Source organism: Mucilaginibacter glaciei (assembly GCF_014773245.1).
Lineage (GTDB): Bacteria > Bacteroidota > Bacteroidia > Sphingobacteriales > Sphingobacteriaceae > Mucilaginibacter > Mucilaginibacter glaciei.
The window spans coordinates 250,121-270,475 of sequence record NZ_JACWMX010000002.1; the positions used below are offsets into that span (position 1 = coordinate 250,121).

General features: G+C 43.4%; 21 protein-coding genes and 1 tRNA gene. 12 read left to right on the top strand and 10 right to left on the bottom strand.

Features of this window, described 5'->3' with window-relative positions; all coding sequences use genetic code 11:
• Nucleotides 1-24 precede the first annotated feature (24 nt).
• From IDJ76_RS05760 to IDJ76_RS05770, 3 genes are all read left to right on the top strand, one after another.
• A tRNA-Asn gene (locus IDJ76_RS05760) sits at nt 25-98 on the top strand.
• A gap of 418 nt (nt 99-516) precedes the next feature.
• Nucleotides 517-996 carry a hypothetical protein gene (locus tag IDJ76_RS05765; RefSeq protein ID WP_191161685.1) on the top strand — a complete coding sequence of 160 codons (480 nt, stop codon included), beginning with the start codon at nt 517-519 and terminating at the stop codon, nt 994-996.
• A 9-nt stretch (nt 997-1,005) separates the two neighbouring features.
• Nucleotides 1,006-2,388 carry an aspartate kinase gene (locus IDJ76_RS05770; RefSeq protein WP_191161687.1) on the top strand — a complete coding sequence of 461 codons (1,383 nt, stop codon included), beginning with the start codon at nt 1,006-1,008 and terminating at the stop codon, nt 2,386-2,388.
• A 23-nt stretch (nt 2,389-2,411) separates the two neighbouring features.
• On the opposite strand, the gene IDJ76_RS05775 is transcribed toward IDJ76_RS05770, so the two are convergent.
• A complete protein-coding gene (locus IDJ76_RS05775; RefSeq protein WP_191161689.1) occupies nt 2,412-3,284 on the bottom strand; it encodes a DUF808 domain-containing protein in 873 nt (290 codons plus the stop codon).
• Between the two features lie 194 nt (nt 3,285-3,478).
• Here IDJ76_RS05775 and IDJ76_RS05780 point away from each other — a divergent pair, with 194 nt between their 5' ends.
• From IDJ76_RS05780 to vapC, 4 genes are read left to right on the top strand one after another with little or no spacing between them, the layout of a single operon-like run.
• Nucleotides 3,479-4,822, top strand: coding sequence for an APC family permease (locus tag IDJ76_RS05780; RefSeq protein WP_191161691.1), 1,344 nt, complete (start codon nt 3,479-3,481; stop codon nt 4,820-4,822).
• Nucleotides 4,823-4,846: 24 nt separating this feature from the next.
• Nucleotides 4,847-6,112 (top strand): metal-dependent hydrolase family protein, encoded by a 1,266-nt coding sequence (locus IDJ76_RS05785; protein WP_191161693.1) that lies wholly within the window; start codon nt 4,847-4,849, stop codon nt 6,110-6,112.
• Between the two features lie 41 nt (nt 6,113-6,153).
• Nucleotides 6,154-6,333: a type II toxin-antitoxin system VapB family antitoxin gene (locus tag IDJ76_RS05790; RefSeq protein WP_191161695.1), complete on the top strand. Its 180-nt coding sequence runs from the start codon at nt 6,154-6,156 to the stop codon at nt 6,331-6,333.
• On the top strand, nt 6,333-6,734 hold the full coding sequence (gene vapC / locus IDJ76_RS05795; RefSeq protein WP_224746212.1) for a type II toxin-antitoxin system VapC family toxin: 402 nt from the start codon (nt 6,333-6,335) through the stop codon (nt 6,732-6,734). The genes IDJ76_RS05790 and vapC overlap by 1 nt, the downstream gene beginning before the upstream one ends.
• 6 nt (nt 6,735-6,740) lie before the next feature.
• Here the strand turns inward: vapC and IDJ76_RS05800 are convergent, their stop codons facing one another.
• The 8 genes from IDJ76_RS05800 to hemC form a co-directional block, all read right to left on the bottom strand.
• Nucleotides 6,741-7,274, bottom strand: coding sequence for a CopD family protein (locus tag IDJ76_RS05800; protein ID WP_191161697.1), 534 nt, complete (start codon nt 7,272-7,274; stop codon nt 6,741-6,743).
• Nucleotides 7,275-7,383: 109 nt separating this feature from the next.
• Nucleotides 7,384-8,409, bottom strand: a complete 1,026-nt coding sequence (gene hemE, locus IDJ76_RS05805; RefSeq protein ID WP_191161699.1) for a uroporphyrinogen decarboxylase — start codon at nt 8,407-8,409, stop codon at nt 7,384-7,386.
• A 75-nt stretch (nt 8,410-8,484) separates the two neighbouring features.
• Nucleotides 8,485-9,009, bottom strand: coding sequence for a tetratricopeptide repeat protein (locus IDJ76_RS05810; RefSeq protein WP_191161701.1), 525 nt, complete (start codon nt 9,007-9,009; stop codon nt 8,485-8,487).
• A 3-nt stretch (nt 9,010-9,012) separates the two neighbouring features.
• Nucleotides 9,013-9,720, bottom strand: coding sequence for a response regulator transcription factor (locus tag IDJ76_RS05815; protein WP_191162365.1), 708 nt, complete (start codon nt 9,718-9,720; stop codon nt 9,013-9,015).
• Between the two features lie 16 nt (nt 9,721-9,736).
• Nucleotides 9,737-10,606 carry a sensor histidine kinase gene (locus tag IDJ76_RS05820; RefSeq protein ID WP_191161703.1) on the bottom strand — a complete coding sequence of 290 codons (870 nt, stop codon included), beginning with the start codon at nt 10,604-10,606 and terminating at the stop codon, nt 9,737-9,739.
• Nucleotides 10,607-10,626: 20 nt separating this feature from the next.
• Nucleotides 10,627-11,946: a glutamate-1-semialdehyde 2,1-aminomutase gene (gene hemL / locus IDJ76_RS05825; protein ID WP_191161705.1), complete on the bottom strand. Its 1,320-nt coding sequence runs from the start codon at nt 11,944-11,946 to the stop codon at nt 10,627-10,629.
• Between the two features lie 121 nt (nt 11,947-12,067).
• Nucleotides 12,068-13,039 (bottom strand): porphobilinogen synthase, encoded by a 972-nt coding sequence (gene hemB / locus IDJ76_RS05830; protein ID WP_191161707.1) that lies wholly within the window; start codon nt 13,037-13,039, stop codon nt 12,068-12,070.
• 107 nt (nt 13,040-13,146) lie between these two features.
• Nucleotides 13,147-14,721, bottom strand: a complete 1,575-nt coding sequence (gene hemC / locus IDJ76_RS05835; protein WP_191161709.1) for a hydroxymethylbilane synthase — start codon at nt 14,719-14,721, stop codon at nt 13,147-13,149.
• Between the two features lie 210 nt (nt 14,722-14,931).
• On the opposite strand from hemC, the gene IDJ76_RS05840 reads away from it, so the two are divergent.
• On the top strand, nt 14,932-15,483 hold the full coding sequence (locus IDJ76_RS05840; protein ID WP_191161711.1) for an REP-associated tyrosine transposase: 552 nt from the start codon (nt 14,932-14,934) through the stop codon (nt 15,481-15,483).
• A gap of 87 nt (nt 15,484-15,570) precedes the next feature.
• Here the strand turns inward: IDJ76_RS05840 and hemA are convergent, their stop codons facing one another.
• Entirely contained in the window at nt 15,571-16,797 is a 1,227-nt protein-coding gene (hemA, locus tag IDJ76_RS05845; RefSeq protein WP_191161714.1) for a glutamyl-tRNA reductase, read from the bottom strand.
• Nucleotides 16,798-16,965: 168 nt separating this feature from the next.
• Between hemA and IDJ76_RS05850 the strand changes: the two genes are divergently transcribed.
• The 4 genes from IDJ76_RS05850 to IDJ76_RS05865 all read left to right on the top strand — a co-directional run bounded on the left by IDJ76_RS05850 (nt 16,966) and on the right by IDJ76_RS05865 (nt 20,300).
• Complete coding sequence (locus IDJ76_RS05850) at nt 16,966-17,343, top strand: DoxX family protein (RefSeq protein WP_191161716.1); 378 nt, start codon at nt 16,966-16,968, stop codon at nt 17,341-17,343.
• Between the two features lie 107 nt (nt 17,344-17,450).
• Nucleotides 17,451-18,977, top strand: a complete 1,527-nt coding sequence (locus IDJ76_RS05855) for a carbon-nitrogen hydrolase family protein (protein WP_191161718.1) — start codon at nt 17,451-17,453, stop codon at nt 18,975-18,977.
• Between the two features lie 34 nt (nt 18,978-19,011).
• Nucleotides 19,012-19,464, top strand: a complete 453-nt coding sequence (locus tag IDJ76_RS05860; RefSeq protein ID WP_191161720.1) for an RDD family protein — start codon at nt 19,012-19,014, stop codon at nt 19,462-19,464.
• 5 nt (nt 19,465-19,469) lie between these two features.
• The gene (locus IDJ76_RS05865) at nt 19,470-20,300 is read left to right on the top strand and encodes an alpha/beta hydrolase (RefSeq protein WP_191161722.1); all 831 of its coding nucleotides are present in this window, start codon (nt 19,470-19,472) and stop codon (nt 20,298-20,300) included.
• Nucleotides 20,301-20,355: the final 55 nt, after the last annotated feature.

Consider the following 20,355-nt stretch of genomic DNA (forward strand, 5'->3'; position numbering starts at 1 on the left):
GCACCACTCCAAACCGGAAAACACTCCTGAGTAGCTCAGCTGGTTAGAGCATCTGACTGTTAATCAGAGGGTCCCTGGTTCGAGTCCAGGCTCAGGAGCTTAATGCAAAAAACCCTTACCATGTCCGGTAAGGGTTTTTTTGTTTGTCATCGATCATCTGTGTTCGCACCAAGCAAGCTAATGGTTGTCTTGTTTTACAGCCTTCTGCGTCAATAATTGTGGGTAATTAGTTGGCGCATCCATTTAAAATTTGCAGTATTCATTACCATGACACGCTATTAGGTTTGTTTACACTGTGTCTGTTTTCCCAACCTGCGTAACTCGCTTTTGCAAATCTTCCATAATGACAAAAAAGCGTTCCGTTTTGAAAAATCTCAGAACAAATCATTTCTGCTAAGTCGAATAAATTATTTTAAATAATTGTTAAACAATGTTTTAGCAAATGGTATGATTGGTTGGCATTGTTTCCGATAGTAATCGCGTAACCAGTCAGGAATTAGACAGCAACAGATAAAAATGAGGAACACTTACCGGGAATATCAAAAGATTAACGCAAGGATCCGCTTTATACTTTTAGTGCTTAGCGTTTTCTTAGCTTTGCTTTTAACTGTGTGTAACTATTTAAATTTCAATCCAAACGTAACCATACTCATCTTATCTTTGGTGGTAGTACTCGCATACGTCTTAACCATCATTTTTAAATTTACTACTATTATTTATTCCGAACGGATCTATATCAGCTTCTGGCCTTTTTTTAACACCAGTATCAAAATTTCTACCATCAGAAAAATGGAAGTGGTGCATTACGATCTGCCGGGTTTTGGCGTACGGTACGATATCCCAAATTCGGTTACCTATTATAAAGCATCGGGAGATATAGGGTTATCCCTTACCTTAGTTAACAACAAAACAGTTGTTATAGGTACTGCGAAAGCCACCGAAATGATCAAACATCTGGAGGGATTAAAACCATTATCGCCCCCGGCGCCTAATTAAGAATATACTATGCTAACCGTAGAAAAAATTGGCGGCACATCCATGAGTGCACTATCTGACGTCATCAACAATATTATCTTTTACCAGCGCAGCGGTGATAAATTATACAATCGTGTTTTTGTGGTCTCCGCGTTTTCGGGAGTAACCGACTTACTTTTAGAAAACAAAAAAAACGGGCAACCGGGCGTTTACCACCGCATTGCAGGTTACCGCGATTTTCACACCCAGTTAAAAAGCCTTATTGTACGCCTTAAGGTAATCAATAAAACGTACGCCGACATCGGGCTGAATTTGGCTATGGCAGATTCATTTGTAGAAAACCATGTGCAACAGGCGCAAAAGTACCTCGAGAATCTCGCCAATATCCTGGCATCCGGATACGTGAGCAAGGATGGAATATTGCTGGCAGCACGCGAGATTTTGGCGTCGATAGGCGAGAGCCACTCGGCATTTGTTTTAACGAACATCCTTCAGGGCAAAGGGCTCAATGCAAAATTGATTGACCTAAGTGGTTTTTCGGATCACAAAGCTTACACAATCAATCAGCGGATCAAGCAGGCATTCAGGGGAATTGACCTCAAAAGAACAATTTGTATCGTCACGGGCTATGCAAAGGGTACTGAAGGGATCATGCGCGAATTTGACCGGGGGTATTCTGAAGTTACCTTTAGTAAGATCGCCGAAATACTAAAGCCGAAAGAAGTTATCATTCATAAAGAATACCACCTTTCTACCGCCGATCCGGGCATGGTGGGGATTGAAAATTGCTGTCCTGTCGGGTTTACCAGTTTTGACATTGCAGACCAGCTTGCCGATGTAGGCATGGAAGCCATACACCCAAAAGCTTCCAAACCGCTCGAAATAAACAATATCAATCTTCGTATAAAAAACACTTTTGACCCCGCACATCAGGGCACATTGATAACGCGCGATTACATATCCGAAAACAAGCGGGTTGAAATGATCACCGGAACAGATAAACTTTTGATTATTGACGTATACGACCCGCTAATGGTTGGGCAGGTGGGCAGCGACCATAAGATCATGGCAATATTTCTTAAACACCACATTAGCTACACCTTTAAATCAACCAGCGCTAACAGCATCTCCATCGTAATTTGGGAACGGGATTTTGTTAAAAAGCTCATTAATGAGCTGGAAGATGAGTTCGAAAAGATCACGGTAGAAAAGGTTGCTTTAGTTTGTTTGTTAGGCTCAAATATGGATCAGCCGGGTTTGTTGGCCAAAAGCGCGGCTGCACTCACAGAAGCCAACATCAATATTAAAAGTGCAGGCTTTGCGTTGCGAAAAGTGAATATTCAGTTTTTAATTGAACGGGAACAATTTAAAACAGCTATTATCGCATTAAATGATGCCATGGGTACCCACTAAGGTTAATGGTTAGCGGTTACTTTCTATTTATCTCCTTTGACTAATGCAACAACCTTTTTACCGCCTTCCATTATTGCGACAACTACCAAACCGGCAGCTAAACCGAGTCCAAATTCTTTTACCATCACAGGTAACGATGGTAGCAGATCATGAAAATAGGCAATATTGTGTGCAAAGATACCACCAGATACTAGGAGCAGGGCAATTGTACCAACAATGCTTAAAATTTTAATGATGACAGGTAAGGCCTTAACAAGTAACGAACCAAGTAAAAAAAAGAAACCTTTGCTATTTGAACTTTTGATCAACTTGTAGCCGGCATCGTCCATCCGAACGATCAGGGCAACTATGCCGTATACACCTATCGTAGCAATAATTGCAACAGCAGCAACAGTTACGGCCTGAATGACCGGGGTTTTTCCTTCAACGGCACCCAATGCGATAATCACTATTTCAATAGAGAGTATAAAATCTGTGGTGATAGCCGATTTCACCTTTGCCTTTTCGGCAGTATCATTATTCTCTTTAACTTCGGTTTTTTCTGGTTGGGTAGCTTTTGGCCGATGGAAAAAATACTCCACTATTTTTTCGGCTCCCTCGTAAGCCAGGTAAAATCCCCCTAAAATTAAAATGATTTTTATCGCCGCCGGGAAAAATGCGTTTAAAAGCAAAGCTATAGGTACTATGATGATCTTATTAAGCCCTGAGCCTTTGGTTATAGCCCAAAGTACGGGCAACTCACGCGAGGAGAGAAACCCCGTAGCCTTCTCGGCATTCACCGCCAGGTCGTCACCCAGTATGCCTGCGGTCTTCTTTGCGGCTACTTTCGTAGCTACCGCAACGTCATCCATTAAAACGGCAATATCATCTAAAACTGCAAAAAAACCTGATGCCATACTTAAAACCGATTATTGTTAACCTTAGGCTAAACCCATTTTAGAGCTTTAAGTTTATCCTATCCCGATATTTATAAATTATAGCATAGTTGCCGTTGTGTAATCCGTAATAAACCAGCGCACCAGTCAAAATATTACCAGGGTTATCAAAATAATATTATCTTAATCGCAGATATTGACCGCCAAACTTTATAATGATTAAAAGCAGCTTACAAAGCCCACCCAAATTAAAAAAAGTGTTAGGTGTTGCCTTTGGTATATCTATAGTTATAGGCAGCACCATTGGCGCGGGCATATTACGGGCACCGGGTAGCATAGCCTCATTGTTACCCAATAGCACGCTTATCCTATCTTGCTGGTTTTTAACGGGTATTTACATCTTATTATGTGCCAGCTCCTACGCGGAATTGACCACCATGCTACCCAAAGCAGGCGGCGCATTCAATTATATTGAAAGGGCCTTTGGCACATACACCGGCTTCGTTTCGGGCTGGTTTGATTTCATCCAAAACATATTGGCCCCCGCTTTCTTTTGCGTTGTACTGGGCGAATACACCCTGTTGCTCTTTCCGCAGTTAGCCGGTCACGGCACGGCTGTCGCCTTAAGCTTTTTAACCATATTCACGCTGATCAATTTACCCGGCGTAAAGGGCGGTAGCGCCACGCAGCAAGTAACCAGCCTACTTAAAGTTGTTTTGTTGCTGGTACTGATAACGGCCTGTTTTTTCGCAAAGCCTATTAAAATAGAATCAATTTCGGCCACTAAAACACCCATGCTAACCGGTGCATTGGTCATTGATTTTTTTAAGGCGATGCAATTAATTTTAGGTACTTATGATGGATGGATGTCGGTATCCTTTTTTGCAGAAGAAGACGATAACCCCGGTAAAAACATACCCCGCTCCTACTTTATTGGTGCCATTACCATTATCGTTTTATACGTATTGTTTAATGCCGCTATCCTGTATGTGTTGCCAATTGCTACCATAGCTAAATCGCCATTAGCGGCCTCTGCAGCCGCTGCTGTAGTATTTGGCAGTTGGAGTTCCGTATTTATCAATATTGTTTCGTTGTTAGCTGTGATCAGCATCCTGAACGCTTATATGATGATTCCGTCCCGCATACTTTTCGGGTTAAGCCGCGAAGGATTTTTTATTAAACAAGGCACTTATGTGAACAAGGGCGGCACGCCTTACTATTGCATGTTGATTTGCTACGCCATAACCGTTATATTTATTGTGTTTAACTCTTACGAGCAATTGTTCGGGTTGGCGGCAGTAATGCTCACCGTGGTTACTTCTTTTTCTTTTGCTTCGCTGATGTGGTTGCGTAAAAAAGAGCCTGAACTCCCCAGGCCCTATCGCGCATGGGGATATCCGTATGTCACCACCATTGCAATGGCGGTTTCGGTAATACTGTTTATCGGCTTTGCCATAAGTGACCTGCGGAGTTTTATAATAGTGATATCACTTTTTATAGCCTCTTATCCTTTTTACCGGTTAATCATCAAGGCAAACGGAGTTAAGGCAAATGATTAAACGCCCTAAATTAAATGAGTTACCATGAAAGTATTTTTGTTATTTGCTTTTTCGCTGGGTTTGCAAGCAGTTACCTTCGGCCAATCTGCAGGGTACACTTTAATTAAACCCGACAGGGTTTTCGACGGGCAGGAAATGCACAGCAATTGGTGGGTGTTGGTCAACGGTAAAAAAATAGAGGCCGTGGGCGATGCCGCATCGATTCATTTTCCTGCGGATGCAAAGATCATCGAACTTAAAGGCGCCACGCTAATGCCGGGAATGATAGAAGGGCATTCGCACCTGTTCCTTCATCCCTACAATGAAACCAGCTGGAATGACCAGGTGCTTACCGAGAGCCGCGCCGAACGTACCGCCCGCGCCGTACAACATGCTAAAGCAACGTTAATGGCAGGGTTTACAACCGTACGTGATTTAGGTACCGAAGGTGCAGGATATGACGATGCCGGATTAAAAATGGCCATCAATAAAGGCATCACACCCGGTCCACGAATGCTGATCGCTACCCGCGCTATTGTTGCCACCGGCAGTTACGGGCCAAAAACTGATGTGACGGAATCTACACTACCAACCGGGGCCGAAGCGGCCGACGGTGTAGAGGGCTTAACCCGGGCGATCCGTTTGCAGATTGGACACGGGGCCGATGTGATAAAACTTTACGCCGACTACCGATGGGGCATCAATAATACACCGGCACCCACCTTTACCGAAGAAGAACTAAAAACCGCGGTACAGGTTGCGGGCAGCAGCGGCAGGCAGGTTGTGGTGCATTCGGGAACGGAAGAGGGCATGCGCCGCGCCATTGCAGCCAATGTACGCACCATTGAACATGGTGATGGTGGTACCCCCGAGTTGTTCAGGCAGATGAAGGCTAAAGACATTGCCCTTTGCCCTACCCTTGCGGCTACAGAATCCATCAGCATTTATAAAGGTTGGAGAAAAGGGATAGATGCCGATCCCGAAGTAGTGAAACACAAACACGAGATCTTTACTGATGCACTTAAAGCCGGAGTTACCATTTGTATGGGTGGTGATGTTGGCGTGTTTACCCACGGCGATAATGCTAAAGAAATGCTTTTAATGGTAGAGTACGGAATGAAACCCATAGAGGTGTTACGATCTGCCACTTCGGTAAACGCGCGGGTGTTCGGGTTGAAAGAATTGGGGAATATCAAACCCGGTTATCTCGCCGACATAGTAGCCATTGAAGGCAACCCTGTTGAAGATATTAAAACGGTTAAACAAGTGAAGTTTGTAATGAAGGATGGGGTGATTTATTTACAGAAGTAAAACTGATAATTTAAATGTGTATATTTATAAAAAATATACACATGAGAACTAACATAGAAATCGATGATGAATTGATGTCTAAAGTTTTGAAAAACTCTAACATTAAAACAAAAAAAGAAGCTGTAGAGAAAGGGCTGGAGTTATTACTGAGCCTGCAAAATCAATCTAAAATAATTGCGCTACGCGGTAAGATTCAATTTGACGAGGAAGCCTTTAAATAATGGATATTGTTTTAATAGACACATCCGTTTGGATAAACTACCTCAAAAAGTTTGATACGTTGGCAACCGGATATCTTGAAAATCAAATGGAGCAAATGATTATCGCTACATGTCCAACGATCTTACAAGAGGTATTGCAGGGTGTTTTAATTGATAGCGATTATCAATCAATTAAAAGTTATTTTGATGGATTGCTCATTCTCAATAATGACCCATACCAATTAGCGGTAGAAGCTGCACAATTATATAGATCGCTCAGAAAAAATGGTGTAACGATACGAAAACCAAACGATTGTTTAATTGCGGCCTATGCAATAAAAAACAATGTACCTCTTTTGCATGAGGACAGGGACTTCTCACACATAGCCATGCACAACAATTTAAGGGTTATCAAACCCTGATCAAACCTACTTCTTCCCCCTCAAAAGCTTATAGATCTTCACAGCCGACATGAGGATCAAACTGAAAACAATTATACCCACTACGCCGAAGATCCAATTAACGGCACTTTTCAGTACCACCAGAAAAACAACCGCGAAGAGTATCACAGTAGCGAGTTCGTTCCATAAACGGAGTTGGATGGATGTCCATTTGAAAATACCTTTCGCCATTTGCTTCATCATCTTTTGGCAGATGAAATGGTAAACTATTAGCCCAACAACGAACAGCAACTTTACATGCAGCCAGGGTTGTGTCCAGTAATAGGGGTTAAGATGTAACATGGTAGCACCTGCAATAATTACGAGGTACATACTGGGCGTAGCAATTGCCCACCAAAGCCTGCGCTCCAGTATCTCAAACTGCTCGCACAGAATACTTTTAGCCGGTTCTGGTTTCTCCTGCGCTTCGGTATGGTAAACAAAAAGGCGCACCCCATAAAATAGCCCCGCCATCCAGCAGACTACAAATATGATATGTATGGCTAATACGTATTGGTACATGTGGCGTATAATGATGTCATTGAGCTATAGCGTGGCAATCTCATCGCACGGCTATTGAAGGCGATGGGATTGCCGCGTCGCTACGCTCCTCGAAATGAATGGTTTTTATTTAATATCTAAACTCCTTGATCACCTCAACGGCGTACTTCACATTATCAAAAGGGATATCCGGCATAATACCGTGGCCCAGGTTGAAAATGAACCCCGGCTCGCCACGCATGCGTTCAAACAAGCGGTGGATGCGGTCTTTGATCACCGGTTTATCGGCATATAAAATATGCGGATCGAGGTTACCCTGCACAGCCATACCTGTAGGTAAACGCTTTTTAATATCCAGCAGATCAACATTCCAGTCGATAGAAATTATATCCGGTTTTGCCTCCGCCATTAACGGCGCGAAAACCGAGCTGCCTTTACAGAACGATATCACCGGGATATCCTTCCTGTTTAATTTACTGATGATCTCCAAAATGTAACGGTGCGAAAATTCTGTATAATCATCCCATGATAAGGCCTGTGCCCAGCTATCAAAGATCTGTACAGCGTTTACGCCTGCCGCAATTTGCAGGTTCAGGTAATCGGCAGTAACGGTGGCAATTTTCGATAATAACTGGTGCGCCATTTCCGGGTGGTTATGCAGCATCAGTTTGGTCAGTTTAAAATCTTTAGACGAGCCGCCCTCCACCAGATAACTCATTACCGTGAACGGTGCACCTGCAAAACCTATCAGCGGGATGCGGCCGTTTAAACGCTGTTGGATAACCTTTATCGCACCAGCTACATATTGCAGCCTGTCGCCTACGTCGGTTTGCAGGTTGTCAATATCTGCCTGGGTACGTACCGGATTGGCAAACTTAGGGCCAACACCTTGGGTAAAGCTCAGATCGCCACCCATAGCTTCGCCCGTAACTAAAATGTCCGAGAATAAAATGGCGGCGTCAATATCTAACAGATCAACCGGCAGCATGGTAACATCTGCGGCAATCTCGGGCGTTTTGCACATTTCCAAAAAGGAGTACTTGTTTTTGATCTCCCAATACTGCGGCATAAATCGGCCTGCCTGGCGCATCATCCATACCGGCGGGCGTTCTGTTTCCTTTGAAAATGCGGCTTTTAAAAATAACGAGTCTTTCATATTTATAACGGAGAGGGAGCGGAAGATAAAAGAGCTATGAATCTATCTTTTGCCCTTCTTCTTTCGTCCTTAATCTTATTTGTGTTTTCTTAATTCCTGTTCTACCTTGTCAATCACATCCCGCATTTTGGCCGTGATGCTTTCCTTGTGTTTTTCGGCTAATGACAGGTAGGCACGTGCCTTATCATAATTACCATTGCGCACGTTGATGTTGGCTACGTGTACCAATGCGGCTACGTGGTCATTGGCCGTACGTAACGGGTATTGAGCGGCTAATTCATAATGTTGCTCAGCTTCTTCATAAGCCTGCTTTTGCAGGCAAACGCCGCCGTATATAAATTCGTAAAACCCGCGTCGCTTCTTGCTTAACCATTCCGCTCGGGCAACCTGCTTCAATAAGTCTTCCGCTTTGGCATAATCCTTTTGATGAAAGGCTTTAGCAGCTAAAACGATAGTGCCCTGCTTGAAATAGCCCCATATCAGCAACGCAATAAATAGTACTGCTACCGCTGCCAATTCATAAACCCCCATTTTGAGGATAACGGCCAGTAGTATCACAAAAAGCCCTATTACTAAAATACGTGCCCTATTTGTGAACATTAATTAGTGCTGGTTATCGGTAAATTTATAGCCTACACCGCGGATCGAGTGAAAATAAACCGGGTTTTTAGGATCCGGCTCAAAATACTTACGGAAGGTTAGGATAAAGTTATCGATTGTACGGGTAGATGGGTACACGTCATAGTTCCATACCGTTTCCAGGATCTGCTCGCGCGATACGGCCTCGTTACGGCGCTCAATTAAAAGCTTTAATAACATGGTTTCTTTTTTGGTAAGCGGCGTGATGCTCTCATCTTCATTAACCAACTCAAACGAGTTAAAGTGGATGATTTTTTCCCCTATTTTATAGCTGTTGAATTCTTTCAGATCATCACCTTTCAGGCTGCGTTTAACAAGGTTGTTCACACGCAAAATTAATTCTTCCAGGTTGAACGGCTTGGTCAGATAATCATCAGCACCTTTTTTAAGGCCCGAGATCTTATCCTCGTTTGTATTCTTGGCGGTAAGAAACATGATAGGCACCTCGGAGTTTTCCAAGCGGATGGTCTCGGCAACTACAAAGCCGTCAATCTCCGGCATCATCACATCTAAGATCACCAGGTTAAAACGCTCTTCTTTAAATATCTGAAGGGCTTTTTTACCATTATTAGCTGTAGAAACTTTATAACCTTCCAGCTCCAGGTTTAATTTGATGGCTTCTAACAAATGATCTTCGTCTTCAGCTAATAAAATTCTTTTTTTGTTGGGCATCATATCTAATTTAGGTTTATGCAAAAACAACTTCAAAAACACTACCGGCGGGGCGGTTGTCTTTCACTTTAATGCTGGCCTGATGTTTATCAAGCACCTCTTTAACAATGTACAAGCCTAAGCCTGTACCTTTTGTGTTGCGGGTATCTTCGCTGCCTACCCGGTAAAACTTATCAAAGATCCGGCCTTTCTCATTATCGGCAATCCCGATGCCATGATCGGCCACCTGGAAATGGATCTTACCTTCTTTTTCAAACAGCTTAACGTTTACCGTTTCACAAGGGTTAGAGTACTTTACGGCATTCTCTACCAGGTTAGTCACAACTGATGTCAACGCAAATTTATCACCTATGATCTCTATTTTAGGTTCTATCTCCGCATTGATGATCTGCTGGTTGCAATCGCACTTGCTTATTTGCAGGCGGTTAACAATGCTATCTACCAATACAGAAAGATTAAATTCAGCTTTAGGAAAAGTGTATGAGCGGTTTTCAATTTTTGATGCCAGCAGCATATTCTCCACCATATCGTCCAGGCGCTCTACATCTAACAGGGATTTGTCAATAAAGTTTAGCACCTGCGCTTTAGTGAGGTCGCGCTTTTGGATCGTTTGCAATAAGATCTTGATAGATGCCAGCGGCGATTTTAATTCATGTGTTACCGATAGCAGGAAGTTTTTTTTCTGCTCCTGTAACTTTTGCTCCTTGTTCATGGATTTATGCAGGAAATAAGCCCCTATCAAAAACACAACCACAAACATCGAGCCTTCGCCCATGATCATACCTGTGCGGCTTGGATTTAATTTTACCAGCATATAGCCCCACCACATCAATTCGGCAACCGCGTATATGATAATGGCATAGAATATAACAAGCGACTTTTTCATGAACTTCATGGCTGTAGCGTTTAATTGGTGCTGTTGCTAAATACAATATCCAGACTATCAAATATAGCTGTTTTTGTTGTTTCCAAATCAGCCAATGTATGCGCAGCAGATATAAAGCCAACCTCGTACCCTGAAGGACCTAAATAAACGCCCCTGTTGATCAGTTCGCGGTGCATTTCTTTAAATTTAAGCATACTCAAAGGGTCAATTTGTTCGGCCGTACTAATCGCTTCCTGATCGGTAAAGGCAAACCAAAAGATAGAACCAACGGTAAATATCTTTAAGTTGTAACCACGTTCGGCCACAAAATCTTGTATTGCCTTTACAAAGCCGGCAGTTTTTGCCTGCAATTCTTCATAAAAGCCGGGTTTTAACAATTCGCTTAGCTGGGCTATACCTGCTGCCATAGCGACCGGGTTACCTGATAAGGTACCTGCCTGGTAAACCGACCCAACCGGCGAAATATGATCCATCACCTCTGCCGATGCTCCGTAGGCACCAACAGGTAAACCACCGCCGATGATCTTACCATAAGTAAGGATATCCGGCTGAATGCCATAATAACCGGCGGCACCTTCAAACCCTACGCGGAAGCCAGAGATCACTTCATCGAATATCAGCAGGGTGCCGTTTTCCGTACATATTTCACGCAGATATTGTAAATAATCCTTGCTTTGTAACAACAACCCGTTATTTGCGGGAATAGGTTCGATAATAACTGCAGCAATTTGCCCTTTAAACTCATCAAAGGCCGCGCGTAAGGCTTCCATATCATTTAGTGATACTACAATCGTTTCATCGGCAAAAGCCTTTGGCACGCCGGCCGACGAGCTTTCGCCAAAGGTTACCAGGCCCGAGCCTGCCTTTACCAGCAGCGCATCGGTATGGCCGTGGTAGCAGCCTTCAAATTTCAGGATCTTATCGCGCTTGGTGTAGCCACGTGCCAGCCTAATGGCCGACATAACCGCTTCGGTACCAGAGCTTACAAACCTTATCTTTTCGATAAAACGATTGTTGCTCAGTATCAATTCTGCCAGTTCATTCTCCAGCGCTGTAGGCGCGCCGAACGACATACCGTTTTGCATCACCTCCATCACCTTATTGCGTACCGATGCATTATTATGGCCTAAAATTAGCGGGCCCCATGAGCAGCAAAAATCAACAAACTCATTACCGTCGGCGTCCCAAATATGGCTGCCATCGCCTTTCTCGATAAAAAGCGGGGTACCATAAACAGATTTAAATGCCCTTACCGGGGAGTTTACCCCGCCCGGGAAATAGGTTTTTGCCCGTTCGTATAATGCTGCAGATTTTTCTCTGCTGATATCTGGTATACTCATTTTATATATTAACTACATGTATCGCCCTCATGTCATTGCGAGGAACAAAGCAATCTCACAGGACACCCGGATATGCTGAGATTGCCACACTATCGCTCGCAATGACATACTTGTTAATGGACTATAACCACTTATTCAACAACACCTCTTTTGCGTGATAGGTTAAAATAGCCGTTGCCCCCGCCCTGCGGATGCTGGTAAGCACCTCGGTAATGGCGCGTTGCTCGTTCAACCAGCCTTTTTGTATGGCTGCCTTTATCATCGCGTATTCGCCACTTACGTTATAGGCCGCAACCGGCAATTCGGTATTGTCTTTTATTAATTTAATTACATCCAAGTAGGGTAATGCCGGTTTTACCATCAGGAAATCGGCACCTTCCAGTTCATCCAGGTTGGCTTCAATTAAAGCCTCGCGCTGGTTGGCGGGGTTCATCTGGTAACTTTTTTTATCACCAAACTTAGGGGCCGAATTCAGGGCATCCCTAAACGGACCATAAAATGCGCTGGCATATTTTGCCGAGTACGACATGATGGATACATTGGTGAATTGATGATCATCGAGCACCTTGCGGATGTACCCTACACGCCCGTCCATCATATCGCTTGGTGCAATTATATCTGCACCGCTACGCGCATGAGCCAATGCCATTTTGCCTAAAACTTCTAAAGTTTCATCATTCAAGATCTCGCCGTTCTCCACAATGCCATCGTGCCCGTCGCTACTGTACGGATCCATCGCTACATCAGTGATCACACATGACTCCGGGAAGTTTTTCTTTACCTCGCGGATAGCGCGCAGGTATAAACTTTCTTCACGGTGGCTTTCGGTAGCATATTTATCTTTAAAAGAATCGTCGATATTAGGGAACAGGTCAAACGAGTGTAAACCGAGGTTCATGCACTCCTCCACCTCACGCAGTAAATTATCTATCGAATAGCGAAAAATACCTGGCATAGATGACACCTCGGTCTTTTGATTTACGCCGTCGACAATAAACAGCGGGAAGATCAAATTAGCAGCGCTCACATGCGTTTCCTGCACCATTTGGCGTATCACTTCACTTTTCCGGTTTCTTCTTGGTCGTTGTAACATAATTAGCTCATTGGTTCATCAGCTCATTGGTTCATTAGTGATGTTCTCAGGCATAACTTCTAAAAGTGATACCAATGAACTAATGAACCAGTTAACAAATGAACTATTTAAATCCCAAACACCGCCTCGGCCAAACCAACTTCGTCTGGCGAGAAAGGCAGGGTATACTTTACACCCATTTCATCAAACTTTTTACCTGTCGATTTACCTATCGCTATCACCTTTTGCTGTGGCTCCAGCAGGTTATCTGCAAAATAAGCTTCCACATTGCTCGGACTGGTAAATACCAGTATCTCGGCACCACTGGCCTCTACGCCTTCTTCGAGCACGGTTTCGTAAACAGGCAGGTCAATAATTTTTGTATCGGCAGATAAGCCGTGCTGAATGCTCCTCATGGGGTTATCAGCACCCGGGAATAAAATGTGGCTACCATTGGCCAACGCGGCAAAATCGGCAGCTACATTGGCTGTATCATTACTTTCGCCAACAAAATCGGCAAAGTGGCCGTTGCGGCGCAGCATATCTTCACTGCCTGCTCCCATTACCCCAAACTTTACTTTTTTAGGAAATTGCGGGCCGAGTTTAAAGAAATACTCCACCGCATTTTTACTGGTAAAGAACACCCAATCCATATTTCGCAAAATGTACGAATCAAATTTGGTGATCACCGGCACTGTACGGATCAGCGAACGGGCCTCAATCTGGATCTTATTTTTCTCGAGCGCACGGCGGAAATAACTCGTTGCCGATATATCGCGCGAAATAAAAACCTTGCCTGCAAACTTTCTGTCCTTTGCAAAACGGGCAAGGATTTTTTCGGTAACACCATCTAATGTATCCGACTCAATAAACAATCTGTCCGGGAAATCTTCAGCGCTTTCTGCCTTCGAGGTAAACACTTGAAATTTACCCTCGTCGCGGCGGCAATAAACACCCAAAGGTAAATGGCAACCGCCACCAAAGGCTTTTAATACGCCACGCTCCATCGCCAGTTCTTCCACCACATCCGGATGGTTCAGGGCCTGTAATGATTCGAATAAAGCATGATCGCTCTCGCGGATCTGGATAGCCAGTGCACCCTGTGCAGGCGCCGGGATAAATTCTGTAGGGGTTAATTCCTCTACGTGAAACTCGCTCAGGTCGATCCCTAAACGGCTAACACCGGCTTTTGCCAACATAATGGCATCATACTTTTCATCACGCAGCTTACCAATACGGGTTGGCACATTGCCACGCAATTCATCTATCTCCAGGTCGGGGCGTATGGCCAGCAATTGTGCCTTGCGCCTATTAGATGATGTACCAACCAAACCTCCAAATTTAACAGACAGTTTCTGGTGCACATCAACAACACCTTTCAGCATCAACAGCAGTTCAGCCGGGTCTTCCCGTTCTGAAACTGCTGCGATAATGAGTCCCGGAGGGTTTTCGGTAGGCAAATCTTTGTGCGAGTGTACCGCAACATCAATGGTGCCTGCCAACAATTCTTCTTCTAATTCTTTGGTAAAAAACCCTTTGCCTTCCAGCTTATCAAAGCTAAGGTTAAGCAGGCGGTCGCCCTGGGTTTTGATGATCTTTAGTTCGGCGGTAATATTAATTGCGGCCAGGCTGTCTTTTACAAAGTTGGCCTGCCATAAAGCTAAGTCGCTGCCACGCGTTCCAATTATTATCTTTCTATCCAAAGGAGTACAATTTTACTCTGCAAATTTAATTTTTTATGCACAGTAATACAGTATTAATTAAGGATATGAAAGTAGGCTGACTAATGGTTGTTTAGCGGATAGATTAACTGTATACATTGCACTGGGCTGTCGCGAGTTTAGCGCAGCGTAACTCGTGACTGGCCATGGGTAAAGCTTTCAGCTTTACCCATGATTTATTAATTTAACATCGTGAGCAGCAACTACAAATTCCGCAATCAGGAACGACCGCATTTTGTAACATTCTCTGTCATCCGATGGATTGACGTATTTACCCGGCGCGAATACAAAAATATCCTTGTGGCAAGCTTGAGCTATTGCATAAAAAACAAGGGGCTTGAACTTTATGCATGGGTTATGATGAGTAATCATATTCACCTAATCATCGGCACTAATAACAAACCGATGCAGGATATTTTAAGGGATATTAAAAGGCACACTTCAAAAGCAATCATTAAAGCAATTATCGACAACCCTCAGGAAAGCAGAAAAGACTGGCTGATCTGGTTTTTCGAACGGGATGGGAAGAAAAACCCTAACAATGAATTTTACCAATTTTGGCAGCAAGGCAACCATCCAATTGAATTATGGAGCGATGAGGTGATCACGCAAAAGCTGGATTATATTCACCATAATCCGGTTAAAGCAGGATGGGTAGATATACCAGAGCATTATCTTTACAGTAGTGCACGCGATTACGCAGGTGAGAAAGGTTTAATTGATGGATTGCTTTTGTTAAGCTGAAAGCTTAACTTCATGTATCCCACGAGTTACGCTGCGCTAAACTCGCGGGAGCGATGACTAATAAGCGTGAGCAAGAAAACTTAAGTATTAATTATTATTGATCAGGATATCCTTGGCCATGATCATAGGTACGCTGATGTACTTCTTTTCCATGTAGTTCATCACTTTTTCCAGGATCTCGCGCGATTCTTTATCCATCCCCTGCACCTCTTCGGCAAATACGGTATTTACGGCGTTATTACGGATCTCTTTGATCTTCTCAGGCACCTGGCGCATCGCCAGCTCAATTTTACGTTGTTTCAGCATCACCAGAAACTCGGCAATATTTTGTTCGATAATCGCTTCGGCATGCACCAGTTCATGGTAACGTTCCTGCAGGTTTTTCTTAGCAACCTCGTTCAATGAATGTACCTCAATGAAGTTTACATCATGTTGCTCTAAAACCTCCGGTGCGGTATCATTAGGGATAGCCAGATCAACAATGGTTTTCTTGCCTTCCTCGCCTTGTAATAACGAAGTATATACTTCTGCTGTAATAATTGGGTCAATTGCAGACGTACAGGTGATAATAGCATCAAACCCTTTATTAAAGGTTTTCAGGTCGGCTAAATCAAAAGCCTCACCGCCTAAATCTGCCGCTAATTTTTGGGCATTGGCTAGCGTACGGTTAAATACCGAAAAATTAGAGAATTTATGTTTTTGCAGATACTTGGCAATATTTCTGTTGGTTTCACCTGCGCCTATGATCAGGATGCGTGCGTTAGTACAAAGCTTCAAATCGCGCAACTTGCGGTAAGCCAACGATACCACGGAAATAGGATTTTTTGAAATATTGGTATGCGTGTAAACCTCTTTAGCGGTTTTCACAATGCAGTTCATCACCACTCGCAACGAGTCGCCGGTCAGGCCTGCTTCTCTGCAACTATCGTAGGCTTTACGTAACTGGGCTAAAATTTCTTTTTCGCCAACAATTAAGCTTTCTAAAGAGCATGAGGTGCGTAACAAATGATTCATTGCCTCCTGCCCTTCATAAATAGAAGCTGCCTCTATAAAGGCACTGGCTGAATGCGTGCAAAGACCCATTTGAAGATCTTGCAGAAAAGCATGAGCAAACTCTTTGTCAACAATTTGCGGTGTCGACATTACGAACTCGACACGGTTACAGGTAGAAAGGTAAAAGATCTCTGAAATACCAAAACGTGCTTTAGCATCACGAAGTTTTTCGGTCAGATTTTCCTGGCACATTACCAACTTCCCCAATTCCTTCAGCTCAATGTGTTTATGCGTAAAAGCTATTACCTTTAGATACTTCAAAGCAGTTTTTATTTTCGACCCAACAAAAGTAACATACCAAGCAGGATGCAATGTCAACGCTATGTCAAACAGAAGTATTTAGAATGTTTATAAATTGAGCCGAAATGCTAAAAAAACCCATCACATTTCGCTATAAATTCGTTTTTTAAAATATCTGAAGCGTCAAAAATGAAAATATTCAAAAAGATAAGTCTTATAATTTTAATTGCAGGCTACTTAATTGCCGGCGCCAATCATTTTTATAATCCAGTATCCTACTATCACATTATTCCAAAATATTTACCGTTCCCAGTTATCCTGAATATTCTTGCAGGCGTTTTCGAGATCCTGTTTGCAATACTATTAATTAGCCCTAAAACACGTCACATCGGCTCCTATGGAATAATACTGATGCTCATCGCTTTTATTCCTGTACATGTACAAATGGTGATTGATGCCCCCTTCCTTTTGGGCGGCAAATGGGTTGTTACGCCCGTGATTGCATGGTTGCGGCTAATCGTTTTCCAGCCCTTGCTAATTGCCTGGGTATGGTGGCACCGTAAATAGTTGTAAGTAATAAGTGGTGTGTTTAGGCTTCTATACGGATTACTCAAAATTTCATACTAACATCCCCTCAAAAACAAACAATTCCGCCCCCTTGCCGTTACAGCAAAATGGATCTGCAAAGTATTGAAATGCGTAACCTGGAGGTTCAGGACTACCAGGAGTTAAAAAAGTCAATGAAATCGGCCTATATGGATATGGACGAGGATTATTGGGATGCCGCATCTATAAAAAAACTCATCAAACTCTTTCCGGAAGGGCAAATATGCGTTACCGTTAACAACGAAGTGGTGGGCTGCGCGCTTTCTATTATCGTTGATTATGTTAAATACGGCGATACCCATACTTACAAACAAATTACCGGCGACAGCAGCTTTAAAACCCATAATGATAAGGGTGATGTGCTGTATGGTATAGATATCTTCGTCCACCCAAAATACAGGGGGTTGCGCCTTGCCCGCCGTTTATATGATGCCCGCAAAGCCCTGTGCGAAAAACTGAACCTGAAAAGTATCATTGCAGGCGGACGCATCCCCAATTACCAAAAATTCCAGAATGATCTTACCCCTAAGCAATACATAGACAAGGTAAAATATAAAGAGATCTATGACCCTACGCTATCGTTCCAGCTATCGAATGATTTTCACGTTCGTAAGATCCTTAAAAATTACCTGCCCGAGGATAGTCGTTCAAAGGGTTTCGCCACTTTAATAGAGTGGAATAACGTTTATTATGAAGAAATCAGCTCGGTCATTAATAATAAAATGCAAGTGCGTATCGGGCTGGTTCAATGGCAAATGCGGCCATACAGTAACATTAGCGAGCTAATGAAACACGCCGAATATTTTGTTGATGCGGTGAGCGACTACCAGTCTGACTTTTTACTGTTCCCCGAGTTGTTCAACACCCCGTTAATGGCCGATTATAACCACATGGATGCAGCGAAGGCTATGCGCGAACTTGCACAGTATACGCAACCCATAGTAGAGGCTTTTTCTAAACTTGCGGTATCCTACAACGTTAATATTATTGCAGGCAGTATGCCAAAGATCGAAGATGATTCGATGTATAACGTGTCCTATCTTTTCAGGCGTAATGGTAGTATGGAAATGACCACAAAAATACACCCTACCCCTGCCGAGATCAGTTCATGGGGGATGCGGGGTGGCGATGAGGTGATCGCTTTTGATACCGACTCCGGCAAAATTGGAATTTTAATTTGTTACGACGTTGAGTTCCCTGAATTGTCGCGCATCCTGGCTAGCCAGGATATGCAGATTTTGTTTGTGCCCTTCCTTACCGATACCCAAAACGGTTACAACCGGGTGAAGTTTTGCGCCCAGGCACGCGCGGTGGAGAATGAATGTTATGTAGCCATTGCGGGCTGCGTGGGTAATCTGCCTAACGTAAATAACATGGGGATTTCCTATGCGCAATCAGCTGTGTTTACCCCGTCAGATTTTGGTTTCCCTACAAACGGCATTCAAAGTGAGGCTACGCCAAACAGCGAGATGATCGTTATTGCCGACGTAGATCTTTCTGCACTCGATGCCTTACATGAGTATGGCAGTGTACAGAATTTGAAAGACAGGCGTACCGATTTGTATGGAATAACTTTTAACGGCAAGAAAGTATAATATCAATTCATACATTTAGTGTATAATTGATATTATGAAATTTTACACCGTTGAACCTAAACCTTACATTAAACAGAAAATAATTGCTACCCTAATTGATTACACGATATATTTTATAGTTTTTTGTATTTACACATCTGTATTTGATGAGAACCCTGAAACAGGAAAATCGACAGTTACTGGTTTAGCTGCTTTACCATTAATAATATTTTGGATTTTATACTTCCCTTTTTTGGAATTTGTAAATCAGGCTACTCCGGGACATGATATCTGTAAGTTGAAAGTTTACACCTTAAGTGGTGGCAAACCATCTTTTTCAATGTGCTTTAAGCGTAGATTAGTTGATTTCTTAGATATTTTCATGTACGGCATTCCCGCTTTTATATGCATCTCAAACACCCCTAAACATCAACGATTAGGTGACTTGTGGGCAAAGACGGTTATTGTTAAAAACAGCGATATTTTAGAAAAAGAGGTTATCTTTTAATTCCCATGATCCGCAAAAACAACTATACTATCCCGGGTGCCAAAGGCCGTGCTATGCTGGCCGATATTACCTTCGATCATGCTAATCCAAAGGCACCGCTGGTGATATTTGCACACGGCATCCGCGGGTTTAAGGACTGGGGGGCGCACAATTTAGTGGCCGAATACTTTGCACAGAACGGGTTCCGGTTTTTAAAGTTCAACTTCTCGCACAACGGCACCACCACCGATCACCCTACGGAGTTTGCAGATCTGATCGCCTTTGGCGATAACACCTTTAGTATGGAACTGGAGGATTTGAACGCGGTAATCAACTTCGCCTGCGGTGGCTCCTACATTCCGGCCGTAAGGGAGGTTTATTTAATAGGCCATAGTATGGGCGGCGGTATCAGCATTATTAAAACAGCAGAGGATAAACGCGTTGCCAAACTGGTTACCGAGGCGGCCATCTCCAGCTTTTATAACCTGTGGCCCAAACAAGCTGAAGCGCAATGGAAACTACAGGGCGTAATGTACCTGCCTAACTCCCGTACCGGGCAAAACATGCCTTACAAGGTAAGTTTGCTTAACGATTTGGAGAATAATGCCGAGCGGTTGGATATACCAGGCAAAGCGGCGCAAATAACACAACCCTGGCTAATTGTTCATGGCGACGAGGATAAAAGCGTGCCGTTAAGCCATGCCAAAGAATTACATAAGGCACAACCCAATGCCGGGCTTGTTGTAATTAACGGTGCCGACCATGTATTTAACGCTACCCACCCTTACTTAGAAACCACATTGCCAGCTCAGCTAAAAGAGTTTTGTGACGCTTCAATTGCATTTCTGCAAAAATAACAGTGTTTTTAATCAACTAATAACGATCCTGAATCGTTATTAGATAAACACACAT